This is a genomic window from Nitrospinaceae bacterium (assembly GCA_018669005.1).
Lineage (GTDB): Bacteria > UBA8248 > UBA8248 > UBA8248 > UBA8248 > UBA8248.
Map to the genome: position 1 here is coordinate 35935 of JABJAL010000020.1, position 24412 is coordinate 60346.

25 protein-coding genes are annotated in these 24412 nt (G+C 54.8%); 7 read left to right on the plus strand and 18 right to left on the minus strand.

Annotation, left to right across the window (positions count from 1 at the left end; translation table 11 throughout):
• Nucleotides 1–216: 216 nt before the first annotated feature.
• From HOJ95_02190 to HOJ95_02215, 6 genes are all read right to left on the minus strand, one after another.
• On the minus strand, nucleotides 217–915 hold the full coding sequence (locus HOJ95_02190) for an SCO family protein (GenBank protein ID MBT6393492.1): 699 nt from the start codon (nucleotides 913–915) through the stop codon (nucleotides 217–219).
• A gap of 48 nt (nucleotides 916–963) precedes the next feature.
• The gene (locus HOJ95_02195; protein MBT6393493.1) at nucleotides 964–2148 is read right to left on the minus strand and encodes an acyl-CoA/acyl-ACP dehydrogenase; all 1185 of its coding nucleotides are present in this window, start codon (nucleotides 2146–2148) and stop codon (nucleotides 964–966) included.
• Between the two features lie 119 nt (nucleotides 2149–2267).
• Nucleotides 2268–3257, minus strand: coding sequence for an aldo/keto reductase (locus HOJ95_02200; GenBank protein MBT6393494.1), 990 nt, complete (start codon nucleotides 3255–3257; stop codon nucleotides 2268–2270).
• Nucleotides 3258–3266: 9 nt separating this feature from the next.
• A complete protein-coding gene (locus HOJ95_02205; GenBank protein ID MBT6393495.1) occupies nucleotides 3267–4028 on the minus strand; it encodes an SDR family oxidoreductase in 762 nt (253 codons plus the stop codon).
• Nucleotides 4029–4042: 14 nt separating this feature from the next.
• Nucleotides 4043–4936 carry an NAD(P)-dependent oxidoreductase gene (locus HOJ95_02210; GenBank protein ID MBT6393496.1) on the minus strand — a complete coding sequence of 298 codons (894 nt, stop codon included), beginning with the start codon at nucleotides 4934–4936 and terminating at the stop codon, nucleotides 4043–4045.
• Nucleotides 4937–5209: 273 nt separating this feature from the next.
• Nucleotides 5210–5773 carry a cyclic nucleotide-binding domain-containing protein gene (locus HOJ95_02215; GenBank protein ID MBT6393497.1) on the minus strand — a complete coding sequence of 188 codons (564 nt, stop codon included), beginning with the start codon at nucleotides 5771–5773 and terminating at the stop codon, nucleotides 5210–5212.
• A gap of 337 nt (nucleotides 5774–6110) precedes the next feature.
• Between HOJ95_02215 and HOJ95_02220 the strand changes: the two genes are divergently transcribed.
• Together HOJ95_02220 and HOJ95_02225 are read left to right on the plus strand one after the other, a co-directional pair.
• Nucleotides 6111–6476 carry a PilZ domain-containing protein gene (locus tag HOJ95_02220; protein ID MBT6393498.1) on the plus strand — a complete coding sequence of 122 codons (366 nt, stop codon included), beginning with the start codon at nucleotides 6111–6113 and terminating at the stop codon, nucleotides 6474–6476.
• Nucleotides 6477–6620: 144 nt separating this feature from the next.
• Complete coding sequence (locus tag HOJ95_02225; GenBank protein MBT6393499.1) at nucleotides 6621–7067, plus strand: hypothetical protein; 447 nt, start codon at nucleotides 6621–6623, stop codon at nucleotides 7065–7067.
• Nucleotides 7068–7104: 37 nt separating this feature from the next.
• On the opposite strand, the gene HOJ95_02230 is transcribed toward HOJ95_02225, so the two are convergent.
• From HOJ95_02230 to HOJ95_02240, 3 genes are all read right to left on the minus strand, one after another.
• Complete coding sequence (locus HOJ95_02230) at nucleotides 7105–7488, minus strand: cupin domain-containing protein (GenBank protein MBT6393500.1); 384 nt, start codon at nucleotides 7486–7488, stop codon at nucleotides 7105–7107.
• A gap of 62 nt (nucleotides 7489–7550) precedes the next feature.
• Nucleotides 7551–8675 carry a Gfo/Idh/MocA family oxidoreductase gene (locus HOJ95_02235; GenBank protein MBT6393501.1) on the minus strand — a complete coding sequence of 375 codons (1125 nt, stop codon included), beginning with the start codon at nucleotides 8673–8675 and terminating at the stop codon, nucleotides 7551–7553.
• A 112-nt stretch (nucleotides 8676–8787) separates the two neighbouring features.
• Nucleotides 8788–9963 (minus strand): hypothetical protein, encoded by a 1176-nt coding sequence (locus HOJ95_02240; GenBank protein ID MBT6393502.1) that lies wholly within the window; start codon nucleotides 9961–9963, stop codon nucleotides 8788–8790.
• A gap of 145 nt (nucleotides 9964–10108) precedes the next feature.
• On the opposite strand from HOJ95_02240, the gene HOJ95_02245 reads away from it, so the two are divergent.
• From HOJ95_02245 to HOJ95_02260, 4 genes are read left to right on the plus strand one after another with little or no spacing between them, the layout of a single operon-like run.
• Nucleotides 10109–10360, plus strand: coding sequence for a hypothetical protein (locus HOJ95_02245; GenBank protein MBT6393503.1), 252 nt, complete (start codon nucleotides 10109–10111; stop codon nucleotides 10358–10360).
• 15 nt (nucleotides 10361–10375) lie between these two features.
• Nucleotides 10376–10762, plus strand: a complete 387-nt coding sequence (locus HOJ95_02250) for a carboxymuconolactone decarboxylase family protein (GenBank protein MBT6393504.1) — start codon at nucleotides 10376–10378, stop codon at nucleotides 10760–10762.
• 42 nt (nucleotides 10763–10804) lie between these two features.
• Nucleotides 10805–11521 carry a hypothetical protein gene (locus HOJ95_02255; GenBank protein ID MBT6393505.1) on the plus strand — a complete coding sequence of 239 codons (717 nt, stop codon included), beginning with the start codon at nucleotides 10805–10807 and terminating at the stop codon, nucleotides 11519–11521.
• 37 nt (nucleotides 11522–11558) lie between these two features.
• Entirely contained in the window at nucleotides 11559–12566 is a 1008-nt protein-coding gene (locus HOJ95_02260) for an amidohydrolase (GenBank protein ID MBT6393506.1), read from the plus strand.
• A 176-nt stretch (nucleotides 12567–12742) separates the two neighbouring features.
• Here the strand turns inward: HOJ95_02260 and HOJ95_02265 are convergent, their stop codons facing one another.
• From HOJ95_02265 to HOJ95_02285, 5 genes are all read right to left on the minus strand, one after another.
• Nucleotides 12743–13624 (minus strand): DMT family transporter, encoded by an 882-nt coding sequence (locus HOJ95_02265; protein ID MBT6393507.1) that lies wholly within the window; start codon nucleotides 13622–13624, stop codon nucleotides 12743–12745.
• A gap of 106 nt (nucleotides 13625–13730) precedes the next feature.
• Nucleotides 13731–14954, minus strand: a complete 1224-nt coding sequence (locus HOJ95_02270) for an aminopeptidase P family protein (protein MBT6393508.1) — start codon at nucleotides 14952–14954, stop codon at nucleotides 13731–13733.
• 57 nt (nucleotides 14955–15011) lie between these two features.
• A complete protein-coding gene (locus tag HOJ95_02275) occupies nucleotides 15012–16466 on the minus strand; it encodes a sulfatase-like hydrolase/transferase (GenBank protein MBT6393509.1) in 1455 nt (484 codons plus the stop codon).
• 141 nt (nucleotides 16467–16607) lie between these two features.
• Nucleotides 16608–17093 carry a hypothetical protein gene (locus HOJ95_02280; GenBank protein MBT6393510.1) on the minus strand — a complete coding sequence of 162 codons (486 nt, stop codon included), beginning with the start codon at nucleotides 17091–17093 and terminating at the stop codon, nucleotides 16608–16610.
• A complete protein-coding gene (locus HOJ95_02285) occupies nucleotides 17080–17919 on the minus strand; it encodes an IclR family transcriptional regulator (GenBank protein MBT6393511.1) in 840 nt (279 codons plus the stop codon). The genes HOJ95_02280 and HOJ95_02285 overlap by 14 nt, the downstream gene beginning before the upstream one ends.
• A gap of 265 nt (nucleotides 17920–18184) precedes the next feature.
• On the opposite strand from HOJ95_02285, the gene HOJ95_02290 reads away from it, so the two are divergent.
• On the plus strand, nucleotides 18185–20470 hold the full coding sequence (locus HOJ95_02290; GenBank protein ID MBT6393512.1) for a xanthine dehydrogenase family protein: 2286 nt from the start codon (nucleotides 18185–18187) through the stop codon (nucleotides 20468–20470).
• 3 nt (nucleotides 20471–20473) lie between these two features.
• Here HOJ95_02290 and HOJ95_02295 read toward each other — a convergent pair whose 3' ends face one another.
• The 4 genes from HOJ95_02295 to HOJ95_02310 all read right to left on the minus strand — a co-directional run bounded on the left by HOJ95_02295 (nucleotide 20474) and on the right by HOJ95_02310 (nucleotide 24271).
• A complete protein-coding gene (locus HOJ95_02295) occupies nucleotides 20474–21310 on the minus strand; it encodes a hypothetical protein (GenBank protein ID MBT6393513.1) in 837 nt (278 codons plus the stop codon).
• Entirely contained in the window at nucleotides 21310–21588 is a 279-nt protein-coding gene (locus HOJ95_02300) for a hypothetical protein (GenBank protein ID MBT6393514.1), read from the minus strand. The genes HOJ95_02295 and HOJ95_02300 overlap by 1 nt, the downstream gene beginning before the upstream one ends.
• 160 nt (nucleotides 21589–21748) lie before the next feature.
• Complete coding sequence (locus HOJ95_02305) at nucleotides 21749–23002, minus strand: acyl-CoA/acyl-ACP dehydrogenase (GenBank protein ID MBT6393515.1); 1254 nt, start codon at nucleotides 23000–23002, stop codon at nucleotides 21749–21751.
• Between the two features lie 114 nt (nucleotides 23003–23116).
• A complete protein-coding gene (locus HOJ95_02310) occupies nucleotides 23117–24271 on the minus strand; it encodes an aminopeptidase P family protein (protein ID MBT6393516.1) in 1155 nt (384 codons plus the stop codon).
• Nucleotides 24272–24412: the final 141 nt, after the last annotated feature.

Here is a 24412-nt window from a genome sequence, read left to right on the forward strand (position 1 = left end):
CTCGACTTCATCCAAATAACTGGCCGTATTCTAACATTAATTCTTTATTATAGTCATACATCTACTTTTAACGCTTTACATCTTTATTCTGAGGGGAGAGAAAAACAAGCTCCCGCTCAACCCCAAAGCCATACACCACGGGACTTTTATTTTTTTCATCCGATAACCAATCAATTTTCTTTATCCAATATTTTTTTTGATCTCTTGAATTATGCTCTAAAGCAAGCTTCGAATGTCTATTCTTAATTTCTTCAAGGAATCAGGATCGTTGCTGTGATAATAACCTCTAATTTGTGCCGACTGATCCACGAGAACAAAACGTGAACTGTGAGTAATTTCAACACCTAGTTTTTTATTTTCCCCATGGTCATGGTTTGCATGTGCAGAGGCTGTCGGAACCAGAATATTTCCAATTATCGTCGCCACGCTATTTTTTGAATTGAAAATCGGAAGATGAGAAGCGCCGCTAATCGCGATAGCCAGCCTGAACCCTTTCATAACAAGATTTTGAATTCTCTTCTTCTCCCCCGTAAGAAAGAACCATTTCTGGGGGTCTGCATTAAATCGTTCGGCATATTTCTTCAGGACAAGAGGGCTGTCGAAGTCCGGATCGGCGGTGATGCTGACGAGCCGGAAATTGAGTTCACTCTCAAAATCTTTCTGTAGACTGGCCATTTCTGCAGATTCGAGGGGGCATGTATCCTCGCAACGGGTAAAAATAAAATCAGATACCCATACCTTTCCTTTCAAAGTGCTTAATTCTACTGACTTCCCTTCCGAGTCGATCAAAGAAAAATCAGGGAGATCGCCATAGACGGGCAACCTTGAAAAATCCTTCTGGACAAACCAAAGGGCGCCCACCAGAAGGGTTAAAATAATTACTGGAAATACGACAATCTTTCCGGGACTTTTCACAAATCCTTCTCTTTCTTATTTTGAAGCAACACATGTCGCAAGTAACGATTAGGCAGGGCTCTCCAATGTATTCGCCGCCTCCAGCAAGGTGGCAGAATCCGTTCCATCCCCATGGAGGAACGTTAGGATGTCTCGCACAATTTTCTCACTCGGCCCTTCGCGCATTATTCCCATTCCACCGAGAACATCGAGCCCCAGTTCGATGGTCTTCAGACCCACCTTATCGCTGAATACCTTGCCAGATCGGGTAAACCGAGAGGTGAATGTCTCGTCATTTTCAGCCCCCCAGCAGATTCGCCACATGAACTGTTCTGCCACCTCGATGTTCATGATCATCTCGGCAAGCATATGGCGAATCGTCAGGTGCTCGATGATGGGCTTGCCGCCCTGAACACGTTCCTTGGCATGTTCATAACAAATTTTGTAAAGACTGCGGGCAAGACCCGTATTACAGGCTGCGAGCTCGGCACTACCCCGGAAGGCATGGGCTCGGACGGCAGCGGCGCCGTTTACTTCTCCTAAAACGTTATCCCTATGAACACGTACGTTGTCGTAGTAACTCTCCCTATTCGGGTAGAGGCGGTAGCCCATTTTGTTATGAGTTTGGCCAAAAGAAATTCCTTCCTCAGAGCCATCGAGAAGAAATGCGGTTACACCTTTATTCATCGGGGCATCGGGGTCGGTCCGCGCATAAAAAACAATCAACTTCGATTCGCCAATGAGTGAGGTGTAGCGTTTAGCACCGTTGATGACGAAATGATCTCCGTCTTTAACGGCTGTTGTCCGCATGCCGAGTTTGGGATCGCCGCCATGTAGGCGATTTTCGGTACTGTGGTCGGGTTCGGTCGAGGCGAGGGAGCAAACGGCATTATCATCGGCGGCGAATTTCGGAAACCAATGGTCCTTCTGAGCCTTGGTGCCGGCCTTCGAGAGAATTGTTGTGGCTTTCCAGCACTGGCTCAGGCATTTAATCGTTCCAACCTCTATCTGAGCGCCTTCCCAGAGGGCGAGCGTTTTTGTGAAGATATCAGCGTCCATCCCGCCATATTCCTCAGGCAACGCTATCGTGCGAAGCCCGAGCTTTGAGGCCTTGTTGATCAACTCTTTTGGATAGCAATCCTTGGGGTCCGGGCGGGCATCTATCTCACCGCCGACGGGGGCCACCTCGCGCTCCATAAAATTGCGGGCCAACTCTGCGATTGCCAGTTGTTCATCTGTAAATGGATATTGCATGTGAGTGCTCCCCTCCCTAGAAAAAACGGATAAAAAAATTCGGTTTCAAACTTTAAAATTGGTATATTTCCGAATCGATATCAAACTCATCGAGCCTACAAACTTGCGCGACCGCGCCATTATGCGAAGTCGCTTGCCCAGAGCCCGGCGAGGCGCTCAACAGATGCCTCTGAAAGGCCGGGAGCTCCTGAGCATGCGACCGTCTCCTCGACCTCGGCTACACTGGCGCAACCGGCCAGGGCAGCCGAGATTTCAGGCCGCATCAGTGCGAACCGGAAGGCCGCCTGGGAGAGGGAACAAGTCTCTGCCTCGGCAAGCCAGGCCAGCTTTTGGCCCCTTTCAACATCACGGGAATAACCAGAGCCCGGCGAGAGGGAGCGCGGCTCTTTTCCGCCGGTCTTCGGGCTAGCCACCAGGGCGCCCCGTGCAAGAACGCGAATGGCAAAAATGCCCATCCCCTGCTCGGCGGCTTTTAGGAGGAGTCCACCGTAGTCGAGCGGCTCATAGCCCGCGGGGGCAGGATAGGCGGCTGTCGGGTTAAGCAAATTGTAGTAGACCTGGATTGAGTGCAACATGCCGCTCATAACGAGGACGTGGAGGGACTCGGGCCGCCCGAGGCCGGTGAAGCCGAAAAAACGGACTTTCCCTTTATCTTTCAATATCTTAAAGCCATCTACTACCCCGCCAGGATCAAGCACCTCCTCAGGCGTAATCGAGATATCCCCCCACTGGCCCTCGGGCGCCACATGGTCGTGGAGCTGGATGAGGTCCACAGATTTTCGCCGCAGGCGCGCGAGGCTCTCCTCGACCGAGGCAACCACTGCGCCTGCAATATCCCCGGGCCTATCGGCCCCCAGACGCACCTTGGTTGAGAGCGTCACCTCCGCCTCCAGCTTTTCAAGTGCACGTCCCAAATTCGACTCCGAGCGCCCATCGCCATAGGAGGACGCCGTATCGAAGTGGGTAATCCCCAGCTCCAACGCCCGCCTCACCACGCGAAAATGCTCCTCTTCCCGCTCATTGTCCGTCATCAGGCCGCCGACGGCCCCGCCGCCAAACGAAACTTCCGAAACTTTGAGACCCGTATTTCCCAGCTTCCGGTAGCGCATTTCTTCACCTCAAACCATTGTGCTCCCGCCATTCACATCAAGCGTAACACCCGTTATATACCCACCCTCGCGGCTGCACAGAAATAAAATAGGCCATGCAATCTCCTCGGGCTCGCACATGCGCCGAAGAGGCGTTGTCTGCTCAATTTTCGCCGTCTGCGCCTCCGTTCGCATGGCCATCGTCCTCGGGGTGTTTACGCTTGCAGGCGCCACCGCGTTCACGGTAATCCCATTCGGGCCCAGTTCACGCGCAGCCTGCCGCGTCAGACCTAAAACCCCCGTTTTCGCCGAAGTATAGTGCGGAGAATGATTGCTCGATCGCGCCGCCGCGCTCGACAGCGTTACAATGCGCCCATACCCCGCCTTTATCATCAATGGCGCCGCCGCCTTGAGCAGATAAAACATCGACTTTAGATTGGCGTCCATAACCCCTTCCCAATCCCCAACAGGCATGTCGATAAGGCTGATGTATCGCGGAAACCCGCCAGCGCTGTGAACCAGCACATCCAAACGCCCAACTCGGCTGTGAACCGCCTCCACCGCCTTCCGGGTCGCCTCAAAGTCGGTGAGATCCACTATCGATGTCGCAGCGTCTCCCCCCTTCCCCCGAATGTCGCCCGCAACACGCTCGGCCCCCTTTTCATCAAAATCCATCACAGTGACAGAGGCGCCCTGCCGGGCGAAAAGATGCGAACACGACTCGCCAATACCCGTCGCCCCTCCTGTCACAATGACGCTTTGTCCATCAAAATTTAAAGTAGTGTTATCCACGGAACTCACCTCCCCTATACAGCTCGATTATCCAGGCCCGCCATCTCGCGCAACACCTCATAGAAAGCGACAGAATCCTTCTCCGCCAGCCCTTTGTTGTAGGCGGCCTGCGCTACCTGAGACCACACGCTCGTCACCATCATCGGCGAGCCGAAACGCTGGCCCTGCTCAAGCATGAGCCGCGAGTCTTTGAGCGAGATGCGCACCAACCCTTGAGGCGAATAATCCGCATCAAGCATCTTGGGGCCCTTGTCGATCATCGTCTTCGAGCTGCAAGCGCCATCCTTTAGAACCGTAAGGAGAGTTTCCATATCCATCCCGGCCTTCGTTCCGAGCACCAACCCCTCTCCCAGTGCCAGGCGATTGGCAGCAAGAATCAAGTTGATGATCAATTTGCACACTGAACCCGAACCTATGGGGCCCATGTGGTAGGCCCCGCGGCTCATGGCGGAAAAATAAGGTTTACAGGCATCAAAATCCGCCTTATCACCACCTGCGATTATGATAAGATCTTTCTCCCAGGCCATCGTACTTGTACCGCTCACAGCAGAGTCAAGAAAATGGATTCCTCGCTCGGCGAGTTCTGCGCCAAGACGCTCGGAATCCTCGGGCCGCGAAGTCGACGCATCGCAAAGAATAAATCCCTCCCCAGCAGATTCGACGATACCCCCATCTCCAAAAACCACCTCCCTGACGATATCGCTCGTGGGGAGTGATGTGACCATCCACTTCGCCCCCTTGGCTGCCTCTGCGGGTGACGACACGGGGATGCCCCCCCGTTCGGCAAATTCATCCACTCTTTTACCGTCAACATCAAAGCCCTGAACCTCAAAACCCGCCTCTATAAGATGCGCAGACAATGCCGACCCCATGAGGCCAATTCCGGCTATCCCAACTCGCTCACCCATCACATACACCTCCTTCAAGAAAAAAAAGAATAAAACCCGACAAAATGGCCGGGAGCAGATACAGGTCAACATCCAATATTATCGTCATAAAAAAGTGCAGGCCGCCTACCAAAAGGAGAACTACCGTCATTTTCATGATCATATTGGAAGCTGTATCGATAAGGTCAGATTACAATGGAGAATGAACCACCGGCAAGGCGTCCGTCGCATACAGAAGTGGAAAAATCGGACCCAGCTCAAGGTATCCGCCGGGCAATGAGCTTACTTACAATACTATTTTGGCCATCCATCGGCCGTTTTATCATTTTCTTCGATATTTTTGGGAATAACGATATTTTCGTTTGCTTCCCGAAGCCTCGCCGACATCTGCTGGGCGACACCAAGCAAGACCTTGTAGGCCAAGGTGGGCATCCGGGTATTCAGAACTCGTACGGGGATAAAGAACAATATCGTGGTCTCTGAAGCAGTAGCGGTTGCTGTGCGCGGAATGTTCTCCAAAAGCGCCATTTCGCCAAGCACTTCACCAGCATGAAGCCGCGCCACCTCCTTGTCATCCATTTCAATGACAACCTCACCCGACACAATGAGATAAAAATGGTCGGCAGAAGCGCCTTCCTTAAAAATAACAGCACTGGGCTCATAGGTTTCCTGTTTGCACATTCTAAGGAAATCACTGATTTCCCCCTCGCTCATTTCTGAGAAAAAATTATAATTTTTTTGAAGCTTATGAATCAGCTTCAATAAATTAGCGGGAATGATAGGACGGGCTTTTAAGGTGCGTCCCTGGGGAGCTTTTGCTCCTGCAGGATCATTTTCGGTTTCAACGTTACCGCTCATGGAAACTATCCCCTCTAGGGATTCGTTGAAATCATTCGCCACTCATCTCAGATTAAAACATCCGCGATAAAACTTAACAACAACATACTACAATCATACACCATAATGACATATGTGACGGCGATCTCTTTTTTGAAATAAATTCATTTTGATATTTAAACTATTTTGATTATCTGAATTGAAAACATAAAGCCTGTCCTGAATTTCTTGCTACATTGTAATCGAGCATTTTCCATAGCAAAAGAAATTGCACTGACCGTATTCGTCTTCTTCTTCCTTATGCACAAAAACATTTCGCTTAGCAAGAACATGATACTCGAATAAATGGAGACGCCCGATGCCTACAACGATAGAAGAAAGAGTTCACGAAAGAAAAAGCATTGACGCAAACACAGCAATATTCGATGCACCTGCACTCAGCGGAAAAATCATTTCATACAAGGACATCAGTTTTGGCGGATTGATGATTGAGTCGTCTATTCCTCTTGAGGTTTGCACCACAATCCCATGCTCGATTCAGATCAACGGCAACACCTTCATGGACTGCGAGGCTACGGTGGCGTGGATATCAGAAAACAAGACGACACCACCCGTATGGAAAATAGGTTTTTTGCTTCGAGTGCCTGAAAATCGGCGGAATGAATACGAAGACACCATTGAAGAGGCTTTTCCTTCCTACGAGACCCCGCCCTCGAGAGCCTAAAGTCACAAAACCCCACCGGCAGGGAATTTTCAGCAGGAAAATTCCCTGCCAAATTCATCGATTTTTTGGTATTCTACCTCTGAAGCTAAGCGGGAAGGCCTGATATTTGTGTATCAAATTGGCTTAACTGGGGAGCGTGGGGCGATGAAGAAAATACTGTCTACCATTTTTTTTGCTGTACTTCTTATTGTTGTGATTTCGGCTGGCAGCGCGGAGGCCCGGCGTAGAACACATTTCGGCGTGGGACTACATTTTCTCTTTGCTCTGGGCCACTACGGGCATCATCATCACCATTACGGCCACTACCCATACGCACCGAAGATATATCTTGAATACAGCGACCGTTTCCTTCTATCGGAGAATACCAATCACACACTCGAAACGGCCCGCTCGGGCGAGAAGGTGAGATGGACAAACCCAGAAACGGGAATTATGGGTTCGGTCGTCGCCAGACCTGCCTATAAAAATGCCAGGGGACAGTATTGCCGGGCATACGAGCAGAAGCTAAGAGACGCTAGGCTCATCCAGCGCGGCTACGACACCGCCTGCCGCCTCCCCGATGGAAAATGGGAGAACGACCCTCAGCGATAAGTTCCACAAAATCAGCTATTTTTTATCTCGCCTGAAATTACTCTATAAACACCTTGCCGCTTTTATACGGATTCGAGCAGCCGCCGTAGCCGCCGACACCCTCGACGGGCTCGGTTGCGCTCTCCACTTCTGTACAGTGGACCTCGCCTCTCGGAATAAACATAAAATCTCCGGGCTCGGTCACGAATTTCTCCAGCTCCTCGCCGATATACCAAACCGCCGTTCCCGAAATGCAATACCAGATCAAATCGCCATCGGTATGGTAGTGGCGCTTGCTTCTGCTCGCGGGAGGGAAATGGGTTTTCACCAACGTGGCGGTTTCGATTCCAGTCGTCTCGTCGGTGATTCCGAATGTGAGTTCGAAACCAGGCTCATATTTTTCGTCAACAGGAAGATTTTTTACACTCAATACCTTAGCCATGAGAATTCCTTTCACCGAAAAAGAGAAAAGTACCAAACTTTCCAATCCAATCGAAAATAAACCTAAAGCTCCGCTTCGATCTCCTCGGGAGAAATGGGGAGCGACAATGGCTTCTTCCGCTTCGCCGAAAGATCGCAGGCCATTGTCATCATCAAATTGCGATGACCTTCCGCTCCGGTGGCGTGGGGGGTGTCCACACCGGTATAGAGCCGCGCGAGCCAGGCGTTCGATTCCTCGCGCATGGGACCCCAGAATTGACCATTGGACATATCGCCCGGCGGATAGCTGCACAAGAACGTCACGTTCTTCTGGTCGCTGCTGCCGCGATGACTCTGCCATGGTTTTTCGGAGGCCATCACCATATCCCGGTGGGTGTCGTCGATGGTTAACACGCCCTCGGTCCCGACAATCCCGATTTCAAGGCTGTAGGTCGAGGCAGGCCAGACTTTAGGCAGCGCCCAGCAACAGGACATACTCCAGAGGGTCCCGTCATCGAAGGTAAATATGCTGAAGGTCGAATCCTGGGTGCCCAAGCCGGCGAAGGATTTATCGACCGAGCGGGCATAGACCTCGGCAGGCTTTTTCCCCTCACCAAGCACCCAGAAAATTACGTCCAGCGCATGGGTGCCCGAGACCACCATCGGCGTGAGCCTCGAGCGGTCCTCGTTGGCCTCGAGGCGGGTGGGACCCGTCAACCCGTTTAAAAAAGCGCGGGTCGTGGCCGAGGTAATATCGCCCAACATGCCCTGGGCGACCTGCTCGCGGGCGGTCAGCCAGCGGCGACGGAAACGCTGTGTGTAGCCCACAAGGAGATCGACGCCGGCCTTATCGGCGGCCTCGACTATCCCCGCGGACTCGACCACGTTGGTCGCCAGCGGTTTTTCCACGAGGATGCTGTGGCCGTGCTCGATGGCCGCCCATAGGGTTCCCGCGTGCTCGTTCTCATCTGTTGCAAGTACAGCGGCGTTGACCTCCGAGCGCCCCAGAAGCTCCTTATAGTCGGTGCAATAAAAATCGGCTCCCAGCTCCTCGGCAACCGCCTTGGCGCGCCCCTCGTCTATGTCGCAGCAGCCTATCCACTCGACTCCTGGATATTCTGCCGCGCAACGTCCACGAATCTGCCCCACACGACCGCAGCCGACAATCGCCAAGCCGATAGGATTCTTTGTCAGCCCCTTGATGCCCATTAGCGCCCCCATTTCCTTATTGCGTAAAAAGATGACAGATAAAATAACGTAATTTAAAACCCTGGCCCACTACAAATTGAGGCGGAATCTCCAAATGCTAAGGAGGCTCGCCCTACTCCTCATCCACGATGGCAAACATGGGGTCTGCCGCAGGCACATAGGTCTCGGGCACGCCCAGCTCCCGGCGGACGATGTTCGTGCCTCGGGCCAGAGCGACCATCTTATAAAAGGCATGCCGCCGGCCCATTCCCTCGCGCCCGAACCCCGTGTCGGTCGTAATACAAAGCCGCTCGGCAGGAATAACCTCAAGCGCCTTTCGTATCAAAGAAGCCACGTCCTCGGGACGCTCAACCTCAAGGGTGCGCGCATTGATGACGCCAATTCCGATCTTGGGCCCGGTGATGTGCTCGGCGATGGACGAAAGATCCATCCCACCGGTGCTCGCACACTCAAAGGTGAGCACATCCGCCTCAAGCTCGTTCATGTAGGCAAGGGCCGGCTCATAGCTTTCCTCAAAGCCCCCGCCGCGCTGCTGCGCAGGATTTCCCCAGCTTGTGTGAACCCAAAGCTCAAGTTTATCCCTGAGCCCGCGAACGCTTCGGTTGAAGAAGCCAATACTTTCCTGGGCCTCGGCCTCAATATTCGAGGATTGAAAATCCAAACGGTGGACCCAAGGCTCCTCAACCTGAAAAACGGTGGCGCCAGCCGCAGCCAACCCGTGAAACTCCGCGTTCATAATGTCGCAGAGAACGCCTATGAGCTCGGCTTTGTCTTCGTAGTAGACGTTGGGGATCATCCGGCCCACCTGCTCGGGGCTCACCATCCCAATTTTAACGGGTCGGGAGGTCATCTGCTGGGCACAGCGCCAAAGCTGGGTAAGCTCAATGTGGCCGGGGCCAATCTTTTCCATGACAATAGGGAGCACCCTCGAATTGTGCACTTCGTAGAGAAGGCTGCCCATCGCTTGTGAGTTCCGCCGTGGATATTTATATTGTGCGGAATGGTAATCCGACACACCGTCGAGGCGCTCCATGACGTAGCTGACCCACGAGCGTCCACCCACGTCGTTGTCGAAGCGCGCATCGCCGTCCGAGACGATATCGAGACCCGCACGTTCCTGGTCGCGAATGAAGCTCGAGACCGCATCAAGGTACTGCTCGCGGTGAAGACTATCGACCATCGCGGCGCGAAGGGGCTGGCCGGCTAGATTTCTGTTGAACCAAGCTGGCCGCGGGAGCGAGCCAGCCATGGTGGTCGGAAGCACTTTGCCTTTTGTGGCGGTGTACACGTCTCGGGCTCCTATAATTGGGTCAGTCGAAAATTTTATTTAGTCCGATTATCATAAAGGAAGTTGGAGCCATCGGGAACCAGGACGGGCCTGATTAAGATGGTTTTACGAAATCGCCATAAAACAGATATAAGGAGAAACGAAGATGGCAAGAGTTCCGCTGCTAACCCCCGAGGATGCCCAAGGAGAGGTAGCGCGCACCTTCGAGATATTTGGCAAATTCCAGAAGCGCAATGTCCACTCCGTGCGCGCAACGGCCAACTCGCCGTTTCTCGCCCGGATTTTCTACCCCCTCGTACAGACCTTGATGCGCGAGGGCCTGGGGACCGTCCTCTCCTCAAAGCTCAAGGAGATTGCCACCATCAAGACCAGCCAGCTAAACGGCTGCGACTACTGACTTCTCCACAACACCATGCTCGGCCGGGCGCTGGGCATCACCGATGAAATGGTCGAGGCCATTGGTTCCGATAACTATATGGACTCGCCCCTGCTCACTGATCGTGAAAAGGCCACCGTCCTATGGGCCGAACACGTCACCCTCAACACAGCCAAACACCGCGACGACATCGCCGCCGAGGTGCAAAAACATTTCTCCGACCAAGAGTTTGTCGAGCTCACCTTCGTGACCAGCTACTTCAACATGCGTAACCGCTACCACGATTCGCTCCAGCTACCCCTCGATGAGGTCGAAGTTGCCGGGGACATCAGTCGCCTCCGGCCGGATCCAGACAAACTCAAATCATTTCTGCAAAATATTCTCGACAACTGGCCCGACAAATTCCCCGAGCCAAACGATTAATTTTTTCACTCAATTTTCAGACCTTATTAAAGGAGACTTCTGATGGACCGAGGCATTTGGGCAATCTGGTACGATCTTCCCGAAGAGGGACGCGAGGAATATCTCGCCTGGCTTCATGAAGTGCACCTCCCCGCGGCTCTCAAGCGGCCCGGCTACCTATGGGCGGCCCATGTCGAAAATATCTGGGACGAGGCGCATGAAGCCCATAAAGCCAAAGTCCTCACCTGGACCGACGATCCCGCCATACCCACCGGAAACGACTACCTCCTCCTGTTCGGAGCCGAACTCCCCACCACTTTCCTCGACCCCAGCCCCGCCCAACTCGCCGAGAAATGGGGCAGCGATGAGCGTGAAATGCTCACCCGGCGGATCGGCGCGCGCCAGTGCATCTTCATGGAGCGCGACCGCATCGAGGGCTACGAGGTTAGCACCCGTGCGCCCGGCATCACGCCCGGCCCCGCCATCCAGGTCGGCACATTCAACACCCCTCTAGAGTACGAAGAAGAACTCGGCTCGTGGTACTCCCAGGTGCGTATGCCGCGCCTGACGAAAATGGATGGTTGCATCGGAGCGCGAAATCTCATTTCGGTCGCCGGATGGGCCCATCATGCAATCATGTACGAATGGACTTCCATCGAATCGCTACAAAAGAATTTCACCACTGAGGGCACGCCGCGCTCAAGAGAGGCTGTGAATAACCTCGTCCACGCACCGAAATCGCCCACCCTGGGACAGCGAATCTGGCCGCCGGTGGAATAAACTACGTCTTTGGTATCGTATTGATAAGGAGCCCAGCTTGATCATCGACCATCACGCACACATCGTCCCGGAAGGGATTCTGGAAGACCTTCGCGCCGGAAAATACGCACCCATCCTACGCATCGAGCAGGGCGAGAAATGGGAAACCCTCGTCCGCGAAGATGAACTCTCCAGCAAGGTTCGCCAGACCCAGAATCGCATCCCGCCCGAGGCAGTCGATCCCGAGATTCGCCTCTCGGACATGAAAAAGATGGACATCGACCACCAGGTTCTCTCGGCCATTACCGGAATGACATTTTATCCTTTAGAGGCCGGAATGGCGGGAGAGATCGCCGCCTCGCAGAATGAGGGCCTCGCCGCCCTTGTCGATAAATACCCCGACAAGTTCAGCTGTATCGCCGCCGTCCCGCTGCAAGACCCGCCCGCCGCCGCCGCCGAGCTTGATCGCGCGGTAAAACTTGGCCACAAGGGCGTAAAAATTGGCACGAACATCCGGGGGGAAAACCTCGACGATCCGGCGCTGGATGTTTTCTGGGACAAGGTAGTCTCACTCGACGTTCCGATTCTGCTTCATCCGGGCGACATCATTGGCCGGGAAAATCGGATGAAGGACTACTACCTCCACAACCTAATCTCGAACCCGCTCGACACCACCATCGCCGCCGCCTGCCTGATGTTCGGCGGGGTTTTTGACCGGTTTCCGAATCTCAAGATCATTCTTGCCCATCTGGGCGGCTTCACCCCGTGGATCAGGGGCCGCTGGGATCACGGATGGGAAGTGCGCGGGGAGCCGAGGGCCAAAGGCGCTAAATCGCCCGATGAATATCTATCGAAATTTTATTACGACACCGTGATTCACAATGCCGATTGCCTGGAGTTTGCCGTCAAAACCATTGGCGCGGATCAGATACTCTACGGCACCGACGCCCCCTGGGACGTGGGCGACCTGGGCCCCGCGCGGGAGGTTCCCGGCCTCTCGGGCCTCTCCCCAGAAGATCAGGAGAAAATCCTCTCGGGCAACGCGAAGAAGCTTTTTAAGATTTAGGTGAAGAACTCTGAAGATGGAAGGCAAGAGAACCAACGATGGCACCAAGTGACCGAGACGACCCGCGTGATATTCGCTATATGTCCGAAGCCGAACTAGCGGCAGAACTCTCCGTTTAGCAAAAATGCGCCCCCGGGGCGACGCATAGAGGGCGGCGATGCACCGGGGGTGAACGGCTAGAAAATGCGCCAGGAGATGATTCCCACTCCGAGGACGATGAGCAAGGTGCCCGCGACGATGATGAACGTCACGCGCTCGTCCTCCTTGAGCACAAACCGGCTCAGCAGCAATGAAAACAGCGGCGCCGTCGCCGAGAGCGGGGTCACGATGGTCAGATCCCCGTAGCTGAGCCCGACAAAAAGAAAAAACATCGCGAGCGCGTTAATCGCCCCGCTCGCCGTGTAAAAGCGCCAGGCCTCCGGGCGGTCGAGCTGAGGCCGCTGGCCGGCGGGCAATAGCCGCGCGAGCAGGGCGAGAAACACCATCCCCGAGGCGCTCATCACCGTGATCGCCATCAGGGGCGAGCCCACCATCTCGACCCCCGCTTTGCGGAAAACGAGGGAGGTCGAGAACATCATCACCCCCAGAATCGGAATCCACAGGTGGCCCCGGCTCCAGCTTTTATCGCCTGCCTTTTTGTGGGTGATGACAATGCAGCCCAGCACGATGAGAAACGTGCCCGCCCAGATAAACGGCCCGGGCCGCTCGCCCAGCATCCCCACCCCGAAGATCGCCGCGAATAGGGGCATCGTCGAGAGCAGCGGCATCGCCCGCGCCACCCCCAGGTGGTGAATCGCCGAGAAGTAGAGCACCCGCGCGATGGCCGGGCCCAGCAATCCCCCCGCCGCGAGGAGCACCCACACCCTCGGGTTCCACCAGCCGGGCTCCCAGAGCGCCCAACACAGCGCCGCCAGCGGCGGCACCGTCACCATAAGCCCGATCAAAACACCCGTGACCGCGTTGGCGTGGTGGCCCCCCCGCCGCACGATTACCGAGAACGTTCCCGTGGACATCGCCGTGAAGATCGAGAACATCCCCGCCAGCGCCGTCTCGTTCATGAATTTTGTGTCATGGATAGGTCCCGGAAAAGGAGAGCTACTAGAAGGGCATTTTACCACTGATGTGGGTTATACTAGTTAGCCTTTCATCATGAATATCAAAATCTCACTTCACAACGTGAATCTCTCGTATCGGGTATTTCTGAAAATTCTCGGCACCATTATCAGTGACGAGGCAGACGTCCCCTAGCCAGATGCCCATTTTCTCATCCTCCGTCGAGGGCCAGCCCGTCACGCTGAGACAGGTATTTCTCCGGAATACGAAATCGGGGTCCGTCACGGTGTCCCCCGCGCCCCGCACATCGGGGGGCTCGTTCCAGGTGGACCAGCCGGTAATGCTGGTCTTGGCCTTGTAGCCCGCCTTTTGGGTGTCGTCTAGACAAATTGATGTGAGATCCCCGACCCGGACCCCCGGCTTGATGGCCGCATGAAGATCGTGACTGGTCTTGGTCCCTAGTTGAAAAAGTTTTTCGTACTCAGGGGTGGGGTCGCCCATGAAGAAAGTCCCCCAAATTTTTCCGTAGTAGCCGCCGATGCCCGCCGATACTTCTGTCATCACCACATCGCCCATTTCGATGGGCGTGGTGAGTGGATAGTAATGAGGGTAATCCATGTCGGGATCGCTCATCGGGGTGCGGCCCACGTGGCCCAGCGTCAGCCGGGCGTCCATGCCCAGCGCGGTTTGGCCCATGAGTTTATACAGATCGCAGGGACGAACTCCCGGGCGCGCCGCCGTCACCATGACATCGTAGACGGCGTCGGTGACGGCCGCCGACCGGCGCATGCGCTCGATTTCCTCCTCGCTCTTCGGCAGGCGAAGGTTCTCATACCAATTGGTAACAACCTCGAATTCGGCTGTGGGAAGTGCCCCAGTGATGAGCACATGCGCCTCGTGGGGCAAATTGATATTCAGCCAGCCCGTGTCGCCGACGATTCCGATACGCTTATTTTCAAGCCCGAGTTCTTTGAGGCGCTCGGCCACCGGGCCCGCGGAACCGCCCATGCCGCCTGTGCGCGTGAACATGCCGCCGGGCCTGACGTCCTTTATGACCGAGTTGTCACGAATATTTTTGACCTGGTTCGAACTCATGATAAACATGGTCGGGTCCTCGTTTAGGGGAAATACGAGGTAGGTCTGGCTCCACGAGGCCACACTGGTGAGGTAGACTAGGTTCGTCTGGCCGGGCTCCATGCCCATACCCCGACTGACGCCGTAGACGAGGAGGCAGTCAAGACCCTCAGCCGCCATGCCCTCACGGATGAGCGTGTAGCGTCTTTGATATTCTTCCTCGGAAAACCAGGGCCAAAAATAATTTGGACACTCGGCCATACTCTTCTCCTTATTAAAAAAATGAATGTTCGCAGGAAAATTCGAAGCCCGTTGAAATTAATTGTTGCCAGAAGCTCTCTCAGGGGTCGGCGTCGCGCCGGCGGGCTGGTTCATGATGGCATCGCGGCCACCATGCCGCTCGACCAGTGCCGCCTGGTCCGCCTTCGCCTGCTGATCCACCTCTTCGGGATCGAGAATTTCTCTGAGTTCCGCCTCCATCTCCTTGAGCGTCGCCTGATGCTCAGGGCTCGATGAGAGATTATTCAACTCCTCGGGGTCGGCCTCGAGATCAAAAAGCTCGGGCTCGTAATTCACATAGTAATTAAATTTAAACTTCCCGCGGCGAATCATAAATGAGCCGGTATCGGCACCGGCGGCATGGTATTCGCTGAAGACCACCCGATCCGGGTTATCGGGCCCTTGAACGAAACCGTAAAGGGATTCACCCGGAAGCGAGGTGTCATAATCATCGAGTTCGACCCCAACCGCCTCAAGAATTGTCGGATAAAAATCGGCGAGTGACACCGGGGTCGAAACCACCTTTCCCTCGGGAACATCCGGCCCGGATAATATGAGCGGGATGGCGGCGGATTCCTCATACATCGTCCCCTTGCCCCAGGTGCCCCGGGCGCCCAGATTCTCGCCGTGATCCGAGACGTAGACAATGCGGGTGTTATCTGCTTGACCCGATTTTTCGAGGCTATCGAGCACGAGGCCGATGTTGTGATCAAGGAACGTGCAGAGACCAAAATATGAGGCGATGGCGATTCGGCGCTTTTCGTCGTCAAAGTAATAGTCTGAGTCAATGCAATTTCTGAACGCATCGACCCAAGGGTGGCGCTCGCCTTCCCTGGCCGGATGCATCTTGGGCATCGGAATCTCATCCACCGGATACATGTCATAAAACTCTTGCGGCGCCTTCATCGGAAAATGGGGGCTCACCATCGAGACGAACGTCATCCAGGGCCTGTCTGTTTGCGTGGGCGCCACGTTCTCGAGCCAGTGGCAGGATTTCTCTACAATATCGAGATCGTAGTTCGAATAGCTCGTTGGCCCGCCTCCAATCTCGCGGGCAAGCGCCTTGGCGCCCTGCACCGGCAGTGGGTCACGCACCGAGCCCGGCAGGCTGCCCACCCCCTCGCGCACGTGCATGGGCACCACCTGCTCATCGAAACCCGTGGGGTCCTCGGTGTTGCGGTAGTGGAGCTTTCCGATGGATATGACGGGAACATCATTGTCCTGAAGACGGTGCCCCCAGCTTGGCACCTCTCCCATATAGGGATGCGCGTTGTCCCAGTTTCCAATTTCGTGGATGTAGCGCCCGGTAGCGAATCCGGCGCGCGCCGGCGTGCAAATGGGACAGTTCGTGTAGGCGTTCTCAAAGCGAGTGCCCGAGGCAGCTAGCCGGTCGATGTTCGGCGTTTTCACGATCGGATGACCGTAGCAGCCCGACGCCTTGACGCTGTGCTCATCCGACATGATGAAGAGCAGATTCATTGGCTCCAAAATAATCCCTCCAACCAGCTAAAAGATACCGCACCCTTGAACACACCAAAAACAGCCCTTTTCTTGCGGCATAAAACAACAAACCGGTTGCAACCGCCCGGCTCATCGAAATGAGAATTATCTAACTCAAACAATCCCCATTATTCTTCAATCTTTCAGTTCAATGCGAACGCCCTCGAAAGGCCGAGTATCGATATTCTCGACCGCGTGGATGCCCTCGGGCTCTATCCAGTGGGGCACCCCTTCCCGCCTCCCGCCGGTGCGCGGGGTGGAGGAGCCGTCCTCAAGATAATAATTAACCTCCGGAAAGCTATTGATGATGAAAACACTCGACCACCTATGGGTGTGCATATTCTCGCGCTCGCCCGGCTTCACCAGGACATTAACCACCCGGACCTTATCGTTTTCAAAAACCACTTCGTGATGCTCGGGCGCGGCGATAACCGCGTCATAATTCTCGGGCGTGCCTAGAATGAATGGCGGCCTCCCGGGCCTGTCGTCTTTTGTAGCCGATTCTTCTCCCAAAATACTCCCCTTTTTTAAAATCTTCCCCCCCGTGGGCACCATAAAAACGCCGCCAAACGTATGAAAACTATGGGACACGAGGATCAAATTGATGTCAGACTGAGGCACCAGCGGTGCGCGTCTCCTTGTTTACGGGGGCGCGCGAGTGGCCTATCTCATTATTCTTAGCTCGCGTTCTGAAAAGAACCGAAATTTTCTTTCCCGTCTGAACAACCTTTCGAATAATCTGATCCTGGCGACTTTTCGATATTCCCGTATAGGGCATCGCCGCCACGAGTATTGCCAGCAAATTACCATTTGGACACAAAATGGGCGCGGCAACACCGAAGATATCGGGATAATGCTCCCCCTTACTCACGGCATAGCCCTGCTTTCGAATCCGCACCAACTCCTTTTCAACATCCTCTCTTCGCGTAATTGAATTTTCAGTGTATCGGCGCAGACCATGTTCCCGGATTAATCGATCAAGCCTATCGAAGGGCAAGTAGGCCGAGAAAAGCTTGGCCCCTGAGCCAACGAAATGCCACGTCCGCCGATTACCATGGAGCGAGTGCACACGGAGCCTGCCAGGGCTCTCGATGGTCTCGACAACCACAGTCACATCACCGTCCTCCACACGAATGGAAACGGTTGCCTGAATCTCAGAAGCCAGATTTTCAAGAAGGGGTCGCGCCTCGGGAACCAGATTGATGCGCCTTCCCGCCTCAACCCCGAGTTCAAACGCGCCAAAGCCAAGTGAATACTTGGTCGAGTCCGGACACATCTGAAGGAAACCGGCATCCACCAGGGTCTTGAGGGTGCGGTGAACCTGATTTTTATGCAGGCCCAACTCCCGGGCTATATCGCTCACCCCCCACTCAGGCTGATGCTCCTTGAAGATACCGAGTATTTCGAGCCCCCGTCTAAGGCCCTCGGAGCGATTCGCCTCTCCCATACCAAAACTCCTGTCATGCCGTTCACATTATGTGTACATCATCAATCTATATGTGTAAGTTCAGTTTCCGACTTCAACTACCATGAGTCAACCTATCCTCGGGCAAAATACCTTATCTTATTCAGTAACAATAACTTACGCTTCACATCTACCTACGACAGATTCCCGGCTGTAGGATATGGTATGATAAACCATACTTATAAGGCGAGCGTCTTCGTCTCGATGTTTTCTAGCCTAATCTTTCTATTTAACGGAGACCTTAAAAGTGGCAGATCACGATATTCTCGGAAAAAGATATGCCCGCGATGATGGGAACGATATGGTCTCTGGTGATGCACTCTTCGTTGAGGACATCGAACCAGGCAGGCTCCTTTACGGTGCAGTGGTTCGTGCCGGTAGGCCCCATGCACGCATCCTCAACGTGGATACCGCCAAGGCCGCTCGTGCAAAGGGCGTCGTATGTGTCCTTACCGCCGAGGACATCCCCAACAATCGCTACGGACCCTCCTTTCCCGATCAACGACTCCTCTGTGATGATAAGGTGCGCTACGAGGGAGACCCCGTTGTCGCCCTTTGTGCCGAGAGTTGGGAGGAGGCCGAAGAGGCGGCCCGTCTGGTCAACGTCAAATACGAAGACCTGCCCGCCGTGCTGACCGCAGAGCAAGCCTTGGAGGAGGGCAGCCCCCTTGTCCACGAAACGCATCCCACGGGCAACCTCGTTACCGAGGGAAAAGTAATTCGGGGCGACGTTGAGGCCGGATTTGCCGAGGCCGACATCGTTGTCGAGGAGTGCTACCACTCGCAGGCGCAGGAGCATGCCTCGATAGAGCCACATCTTTGCATGGCACAGTTGGAAAGCAACGGTCGCCTGACGATCCACGTATCGACCCAAACTCCGTTTCGTATCCGGGGCGATCTGGCCAAGGTTCTTGGCCTGCCCCTCACGAAGGTTCGCGTCCTGAGCGCCACCGCTGGCGGCGCCTTCGGCGGCAAACACGAAATTATGCTTGAGGCCTTCGCCTCGATATGCGCCATGCGCACCCGGCGACCCGTGAAATTTCGCATGTCTCGCGAGGAGGAATTCACCGCCTCGACCGTACGCCACCCCTTCAAGATGAACTACAAGACCGGTGTGACGCGGGACGGAAAGATCACCGCCGTCGAGATCAAACTGCTTCTGAACGGCGGGGCCTATGCCTCGGCAGGTGGTGGCGTGGCCGCCAAAGCGGCGCTCATGGGACCGGGCCCCTACAAGATAGACAACATTCGCGCCGAATTCGCTCTCACCTATACCAACAACGGTTTCGCCGGCGCCGTCAGGGGATTCGGCGCCACCCAAACGTGCTACGCCTGCGAGCGCCACATGGACCTCATAGCACGCAAGTTGAACATGGACCCGCTTGAGCTAAGACGTCGCAACGCCATGAAAACAGGCGACCCGGCCCATAGTGGCGATGCCATCACGAGTTGCGGACTAGGCGAGACGATGGACACCGCCACGAAGGCGGTGGACTGGGACAACATTGGTCGCGGCGCAAAATCCGCCTGCGGCACGAAACGACGGGGACGCGGAATGGCCGCGATGATTTATCCGGTTGCCGGTTTCGGCAATGCCACACCCAGCGCCGCCTTCTCCCGCGTGAACGAAGACGGCACCCTGACCGTCATCGTCGGCATCACAGACGTTGGCCAGGGCTCGAACGTTGTCCTCCGACAAGTGGCCGCAGAGGAATTAGGCATCCCGATGGAGCATGTCTCACTTATCAACGGTGACACTTCAGTTTCTCCGTTTGATCCGGGCTCAACGGGCAGCCGCATTTCCCATCTCGGCGGCAAGGCAGTCAAAATTGCGGTAAGCAAGGTGAAAGCGCAGCTTCTAGACAAAGCCGCCGGCATGATGGAGGCCGCCCCCGAGGATTTACGTATCAGAAACAGCATGGTCTATGTCGAGGGCTCGCCAGATCGAAAGATTCCGCTTAAAGAGGTCGCCCTAGCCTGCCACAAGGCATCCGAATTAGTTGTCAGCGAGGGCACCCACAAGTCGCAAGACCTCGGCGTGGACAAGACAACCCATCAGGGCAAGGGCTTTGAGTGCTATGTTTTCGCTACACAGTGTGCCGAGGTCGAGGTGGATATAGAAACAGGTGAATACCGCGTTCTACATCTTGCCGCCTCGCATGACGTGGGAACCGCCATCAACCCGATGAACGTTGAAGGGCAAATAGAAGGCGGTGCGAGCATGGGCTACGGCTTGGGGCTTATGGAAGAGATCCAGATGAAGGATGGGCGTGTGCAAAACCCCTATTTCATGGATTATCACATTCCAACACCGACAGACATGCCGGAAAAATTCACCTCAATAATTGTCCAAACCAACGAGCCAAGAGGCCCCTTCGGGGTCAAGGGCGTGGCAGAGCCATCCGTAAACCCAACGGCTCCTGCTGTTGTAAACGCGCTGTGCGACGCCATCGGCGCGGAGATCACCGATCTTCCGGCAACGCCTGAGGCTGTTTTAAGGGCTTTGCAGAACAAAACTAAGACTATTTCGTAAGGATTATTTGAGCGCGGGACCCACTGGCCACTCAAGGGCCGAAACGCCTATGAACCATTTGGGCTCCGGGCGATAACAGAGAAGCTTCGCCTTCGTGTCACCTGCCATAGCGGCGGCGGATAGCCAGTTTCGTAGCTCGTTTCCACCGTTTCCCCCAGCATCGATTTGCTCCTGGCTCCATCCGGCAAGGCTCTTGGCATCACCCGCCTCAAGCGGCCGGATGACCGACATGTCCCACTCTTCATCAATACGGCCAAGCTCCGGGGTGCCAATCCAATGCGCTGGCGCGCCGGTTGCCAGAACGGCCACGCGCTCCACCTTATCGTAGGCCTCAACCGCATGGCGCACGGCAATTCCGAGTTGATAGGCCCGGCGGGCCGGAGCAAGAGGCGGCGCAACGGTATTTTGCAGTATCGGCACCAACGGAATTGCCGGGTCGCCCATCAGGACAAGCGGCGAGACTATCGAATGATCGAGATCTATTTCCTGGCACATCGCCGGATCGAAGTCGCTTTCAAGTAGCGATTCCACTAAATGTAGACCGAGATCGGGATCTCCCCTCCGGCCGCCATCCGGCTCTGGCATATACGCCTCGCTCGCCACATTACGAAACACGGGTTGCACACCAACCGCCAGCGAGGGATGCCGATCCAGGAAAAGTGAGTGGAGGTGATCGTTTTCGAAAACGATTAGCGCCTGGGCGCCCCGATCCAGCATCGCCTTTCCGATACCCTCGTAGCAGGCGAAAACCTCATCGCGCACCTCTTGCGAAGGCTCATCATGCCGCAAAAGGAAAAGAGGGGTATGGGTAGCTGCATAAACACCGACAACCTCAGCCATCAGCTCACACCTCCCTGCGGCTCATAAAAAGAGAGCCCCTCAAGCGCAGCCCTGTATTCATCGTCGCTAATTCCCTTCCAGATTTGATAAACCCGGAGAAGGTAAGGATTCACACCCATGTTCCAGAGCGCACGAACATCCCCGTCTTTTACGGCGGAAAGCTCCTTGGCCGAGAGATTGAACGTTTCGATAAACGCTTCGGGATCCTGATCGAAGAGGGCCCGCTTGTCGGGAAACTGAATTTCGTGGACCAGTTTATTCAACTGATAATGAAGCATTATACGCCTCATACGCACAAGAAACGCGCCAGCCCGAAAATGGGAAGCTTAAAAAAATCACCCCCCCCTGGCGGGAAGGAACAAACATCAATTATCCAGCAAAAAAAACCAGAGACTGCCTAGCTATGAAATTCCAGGACAGCGCCCCGAGGCATACTGCCTAGACGGAAACTTTCTCGCCGCCTGTTCCCGAACCGAGACCCGCATCAAGACTCAGGCCTCGCATTACTTTGAGCTTTTTCATGATGATGCCGCCGTCGCTGTGGAGCATGTTGTAGGCGTTTCGTAGATACATTTCGATGGGCAACTCGCGCATGACGCCCATGCCGCCATGAATCTCCATCGCGTCCCGCGTCACATCACAGGCCGCCTCGTGGGCGAAATAACTCGCCGAGCCTGCCATCTTCAAGTCGACAGGCAACTTGTCGCGATCGTCGATTTGCCGTGACGCCTGCCAGATATAGGCCCGCGCGGCGTTGATCTGGGTATACATCTCGACGAGTTTGAGGCCGATAGCCTGGTGGTGAATGAGCAGCTTCCCACTCGCCTTGCGGTTGCTCGCATACTCCAGGGTCGCCTCATAGGCCGCACGCGCCAGCCCCACCATCGCCGCCGCATTTATCAGGCTGTCTCCGCCCCGGAGGTGGCTGTTGATATTCACGATGCCGTAATTCTCAGGGCCAAGACGGTTCGCAACGGGTACCTTGGCGTCCGTGAATATCATCTCCCGGTTGAGGTTCAGACGATAACCCATCTTGTCATGCACCCGCCCAAAAGAGAGCCCCGGGGTGTCGATCGGCACCATAAGCAGGGTCGAGCCCTCGAGGATATTTTTAGTCGGGTCAGTACGGACATAAACAAAGTTCAGCTTGGCGTAGCCGACATTCGAGATAAAGCGTTTGCGACCGTTCAAAATATAATGGTCGCCCTCGCGCACCGCCCGCGTACGGAAACCACCGTCCACCCCGTCGTAGGGCAATAGGTTTTCCGAGCCCGTGTCGTCCTCGGTCATGGCCTGGGTGATCAGAAATGTGGGATCGTCAACAAAAGCCTTGAGCCATTTATCGCGCTGCTCCTTGGTGGCCAGCGCTTCGGCCATGAGGAGATGGGATATTTTCGCGCACGAGAGGAGCATGCCCACCACGCCCCGGTCGCCCCAACCAAGCTCCTCGCCAACGACACAATGGGTGAACAAGCTAGTAATGCCGCCACCGCCATATTCCTCGGGGATGGTCATCGTCCGAAAACCCGCCGCGTCAGCTTTCTCAAGCAAGGTATCCATGAAGGCGCTCTTTGCCGGATCGGGATTATGGTCCAAATCCATGGCGACGGGACGAATTTCCTTTACCGCGAATTCATGGGCCAGTTTTTGTAGTGCCAACTGCTCTTCAGTCATATACGCATCAACAAACATTTACGCCTCCCACCCAGCGACAAAAACCAAACCATCTCCCGCCGCATCGGGTAATTAAAAAAATCAAAAGATGATTTCTGTTGTACCGAGCTTTATCTCTTTCTTCATCAGCAATTAATTCACAACTGCGATTTCTTCATCGCAATCATTCAACATCTCAAGCCTATCGGCATGAAGGAAATACGACTCTCCCACAAAAAGCTGGCGCCAGTCCCCGGTGGCCGTCATCGGATGCACAGTAAGGAGCAACCCCGGCTCAATGATACGCTTGTTGTCGAGATTCATGATGGACTCGCTCAGATCAAGCCCTGTGGTGTGTGCGCTGCCGACTCCCTTCATGGGATAGCCGTGCTTCTCAAACGCCTCGGTTATCACCTCAGCCACCGAAGTGAATGTCTCGCCTGTTTTAATCTGCGCCAGGGCGACCCGTTTGGCATCGAGACAGGCCTCATGCGCCTTTTGAATATACTCGGGCGGCTCGCCAAAGGACACCAGACGCACCACCTGATTCCAATAGCCCTCGACACGCGGCGTAATTTCAAGAAGAGCGAGATCCCCTTTTTGGAATTTCCGCGCCGTTGGAGAGACAACAAATCCTCTAAAAATATCATCTTCCTCATCTGGTCGTCCGGCATCAGGGCGACCGGCGCCCAGCATGTTGAAATACCCGTCCGCACCCTCAGCGGTCATAACCCGTTCAAGTTCAGCCTTCCACTCAAACTCGCTCAACCCGGGCCGGAGTATTTCGAGCGAGCGCCGCCAGCCTAAATCACCAACCCGTGCGCCCCGCCGGGCCGCCTCTAATTCCTCTTCGCTCTTTTTCTCGCGAGCATCAAAAACAGCGAAAACGCCATCGACAAGCTCCGCACCAGATAACTTCCCGCGAATCTCGTTCATATCCTCTGAGGGAATGGCAGAGAAACTCGAAATGCCGATTTTGCCGCTCGCAGCTTTTAAGCTGCTCACGTGGGCACACAACTCCCCAACCGGATTCCCGGTAAGACGCATGTCCTCAATCCAACCAGGACGCCGAGCGTCGAGAAGCTGATTCTCGCCCGGAATAAACGCCACGGGCTCACCCTCAAGAGGAAAATAAACAGCCGCCGAGGCGAAGATCGGACAATAATCAGTAAGATAGGAGAAGTTTCCCCGCCATTGGCCACCAACGCCCGTGCTTCCATAGACAATAAGGGCATCGAGACCTGCTGTTTCCATGCTGACGCGGACGGCCTGGTAGCGACGGTCACGTTCATTTAAAGAAAATCCCAAGACTAAAGCTCCTTAATTTATTCAGAATTTGGTATGGATGTGCAGTTCATATTTAAGGCCTCTGCGTCTATAATCATAATACTTCAGATACTTTGGTTCAAACCAATTCGAGGCCAGAGGCCCCAGAATAAGGTATCGCCC

Coding starts and splice junctions, on each gene's coding strand:
- HOJ95_02195 (MBT6393493.1), bottom strand. CDS start 2,148: ATGCAATATCCATTTACAGATGAACAACTGGCAATCGCAGAGTTGGCC.
- HOJ95_02200 (MBT6393494.1), bottom strand. CDS start 3,257: ATGCGCTACCGGAAGCTGGGAAATACGGGTCTCAAAGTTTCGGAAGTT.
- HOJ95_02210 (MBT6393496.1), bottom strand. CDS start 4,936: ATGGGTGAGCGAGTTGGGATAGCCGGAATTGGCCTCATGGGGTCGGCA.
- HOJ95_02215 (MBT6393497.1), bottom strand. CDS start 5,773: ATGAGCGGTAACGTTGAAACCGAAAATGATCCTGCAGGAGCAAAAGCT.
- HOJ95_02220 (MBT6393498.1), top strand. CDS start 6,111: ATGCCTACAACGATAGAAGAAAGAGTTCACGAAAGAAAAAGCATTGAC.
- HOJ95_02225 (MBT6393499.1), top strand. CDS start 6,621: ATGAAGAAAATACTGTCTACCATTTTTTTTGCTGTACTTCTTATTGTT.
- HOJ95_02230 (MBT6393500.1), bottom strand. CDS start 7,488: ATGGCTAAGGTATTGAGTGTAAAAAATCTTCCTGTTGACGAAAAATAT.
- HOJ95_02235 (MBT6393501.1), bottom strand. CDS start 8,675: ATGGGCATCAAGGGGCTGACAAAGAATCCTATCGGCTTGGCGATTGTC.
- HOJ95_02245 (MBT6393503.1), top strand. CDS start 10,109: ATGGCAAGAGTTCCGCTGCTAACCCCCGAGGATGCCCAAGGAGAGGTA.
- HOJ95_02250 (MBT6393504.1), top strand. CDS start 10,376: ATGCTCGGCCGGGCGCTGGGCATCACCGATGAAATGGTCGAGGCCATT.
- HOJ95_02255 (MBT6393505.1), top strand. CDS start 10,805: ATGGACCGAGGCATTTGGGCAATCTGGTACGATCTTCCCGAAGAGGGA.
- HOJ95_02265 (MBT6393507.1), bottom strand. CDS start 13,624: ATGAACGAGACGGCGCTGGCGGGGATGTTCTCGATCTTCACGGCGATG.
- HOJ95_02270 (MBT6393508.1), bottom strand. CDS start 14,954: ATGGCCGAGTGTCCAAATTATTTTTGGCCCTGGTTTTCCGAGGAAGAA.
- HOJ95_02285 (MBT6393511.1), bottom strand. CDS start 17,919: ATGGGAGAGGCGAATCGCTCCGAGGGCCTTAGACGGGGGCTCGAAATA.
- HOJ95_02295 (MBT6393513.1), bottom strand. CDS start 21,310: ATGGCTGAGGTTGTCGGTGTTTATGCAGCTACCCATACCCCTCTTTTC.
- HOJ95_02300 (MBT6393514.1), bottom strand. CDS start 21,588: ATGCTTCATTATCAGTTGAATAAACTGGTCCACGAAATTCAGTTTCCC.
- HOJ95_02305 (MBT6393515.1), bottom strand. CDS start 23,002: ATGTTTGTTGATGCGTATATGACTGAAGAGCAGTTGGCACTACAAAAA.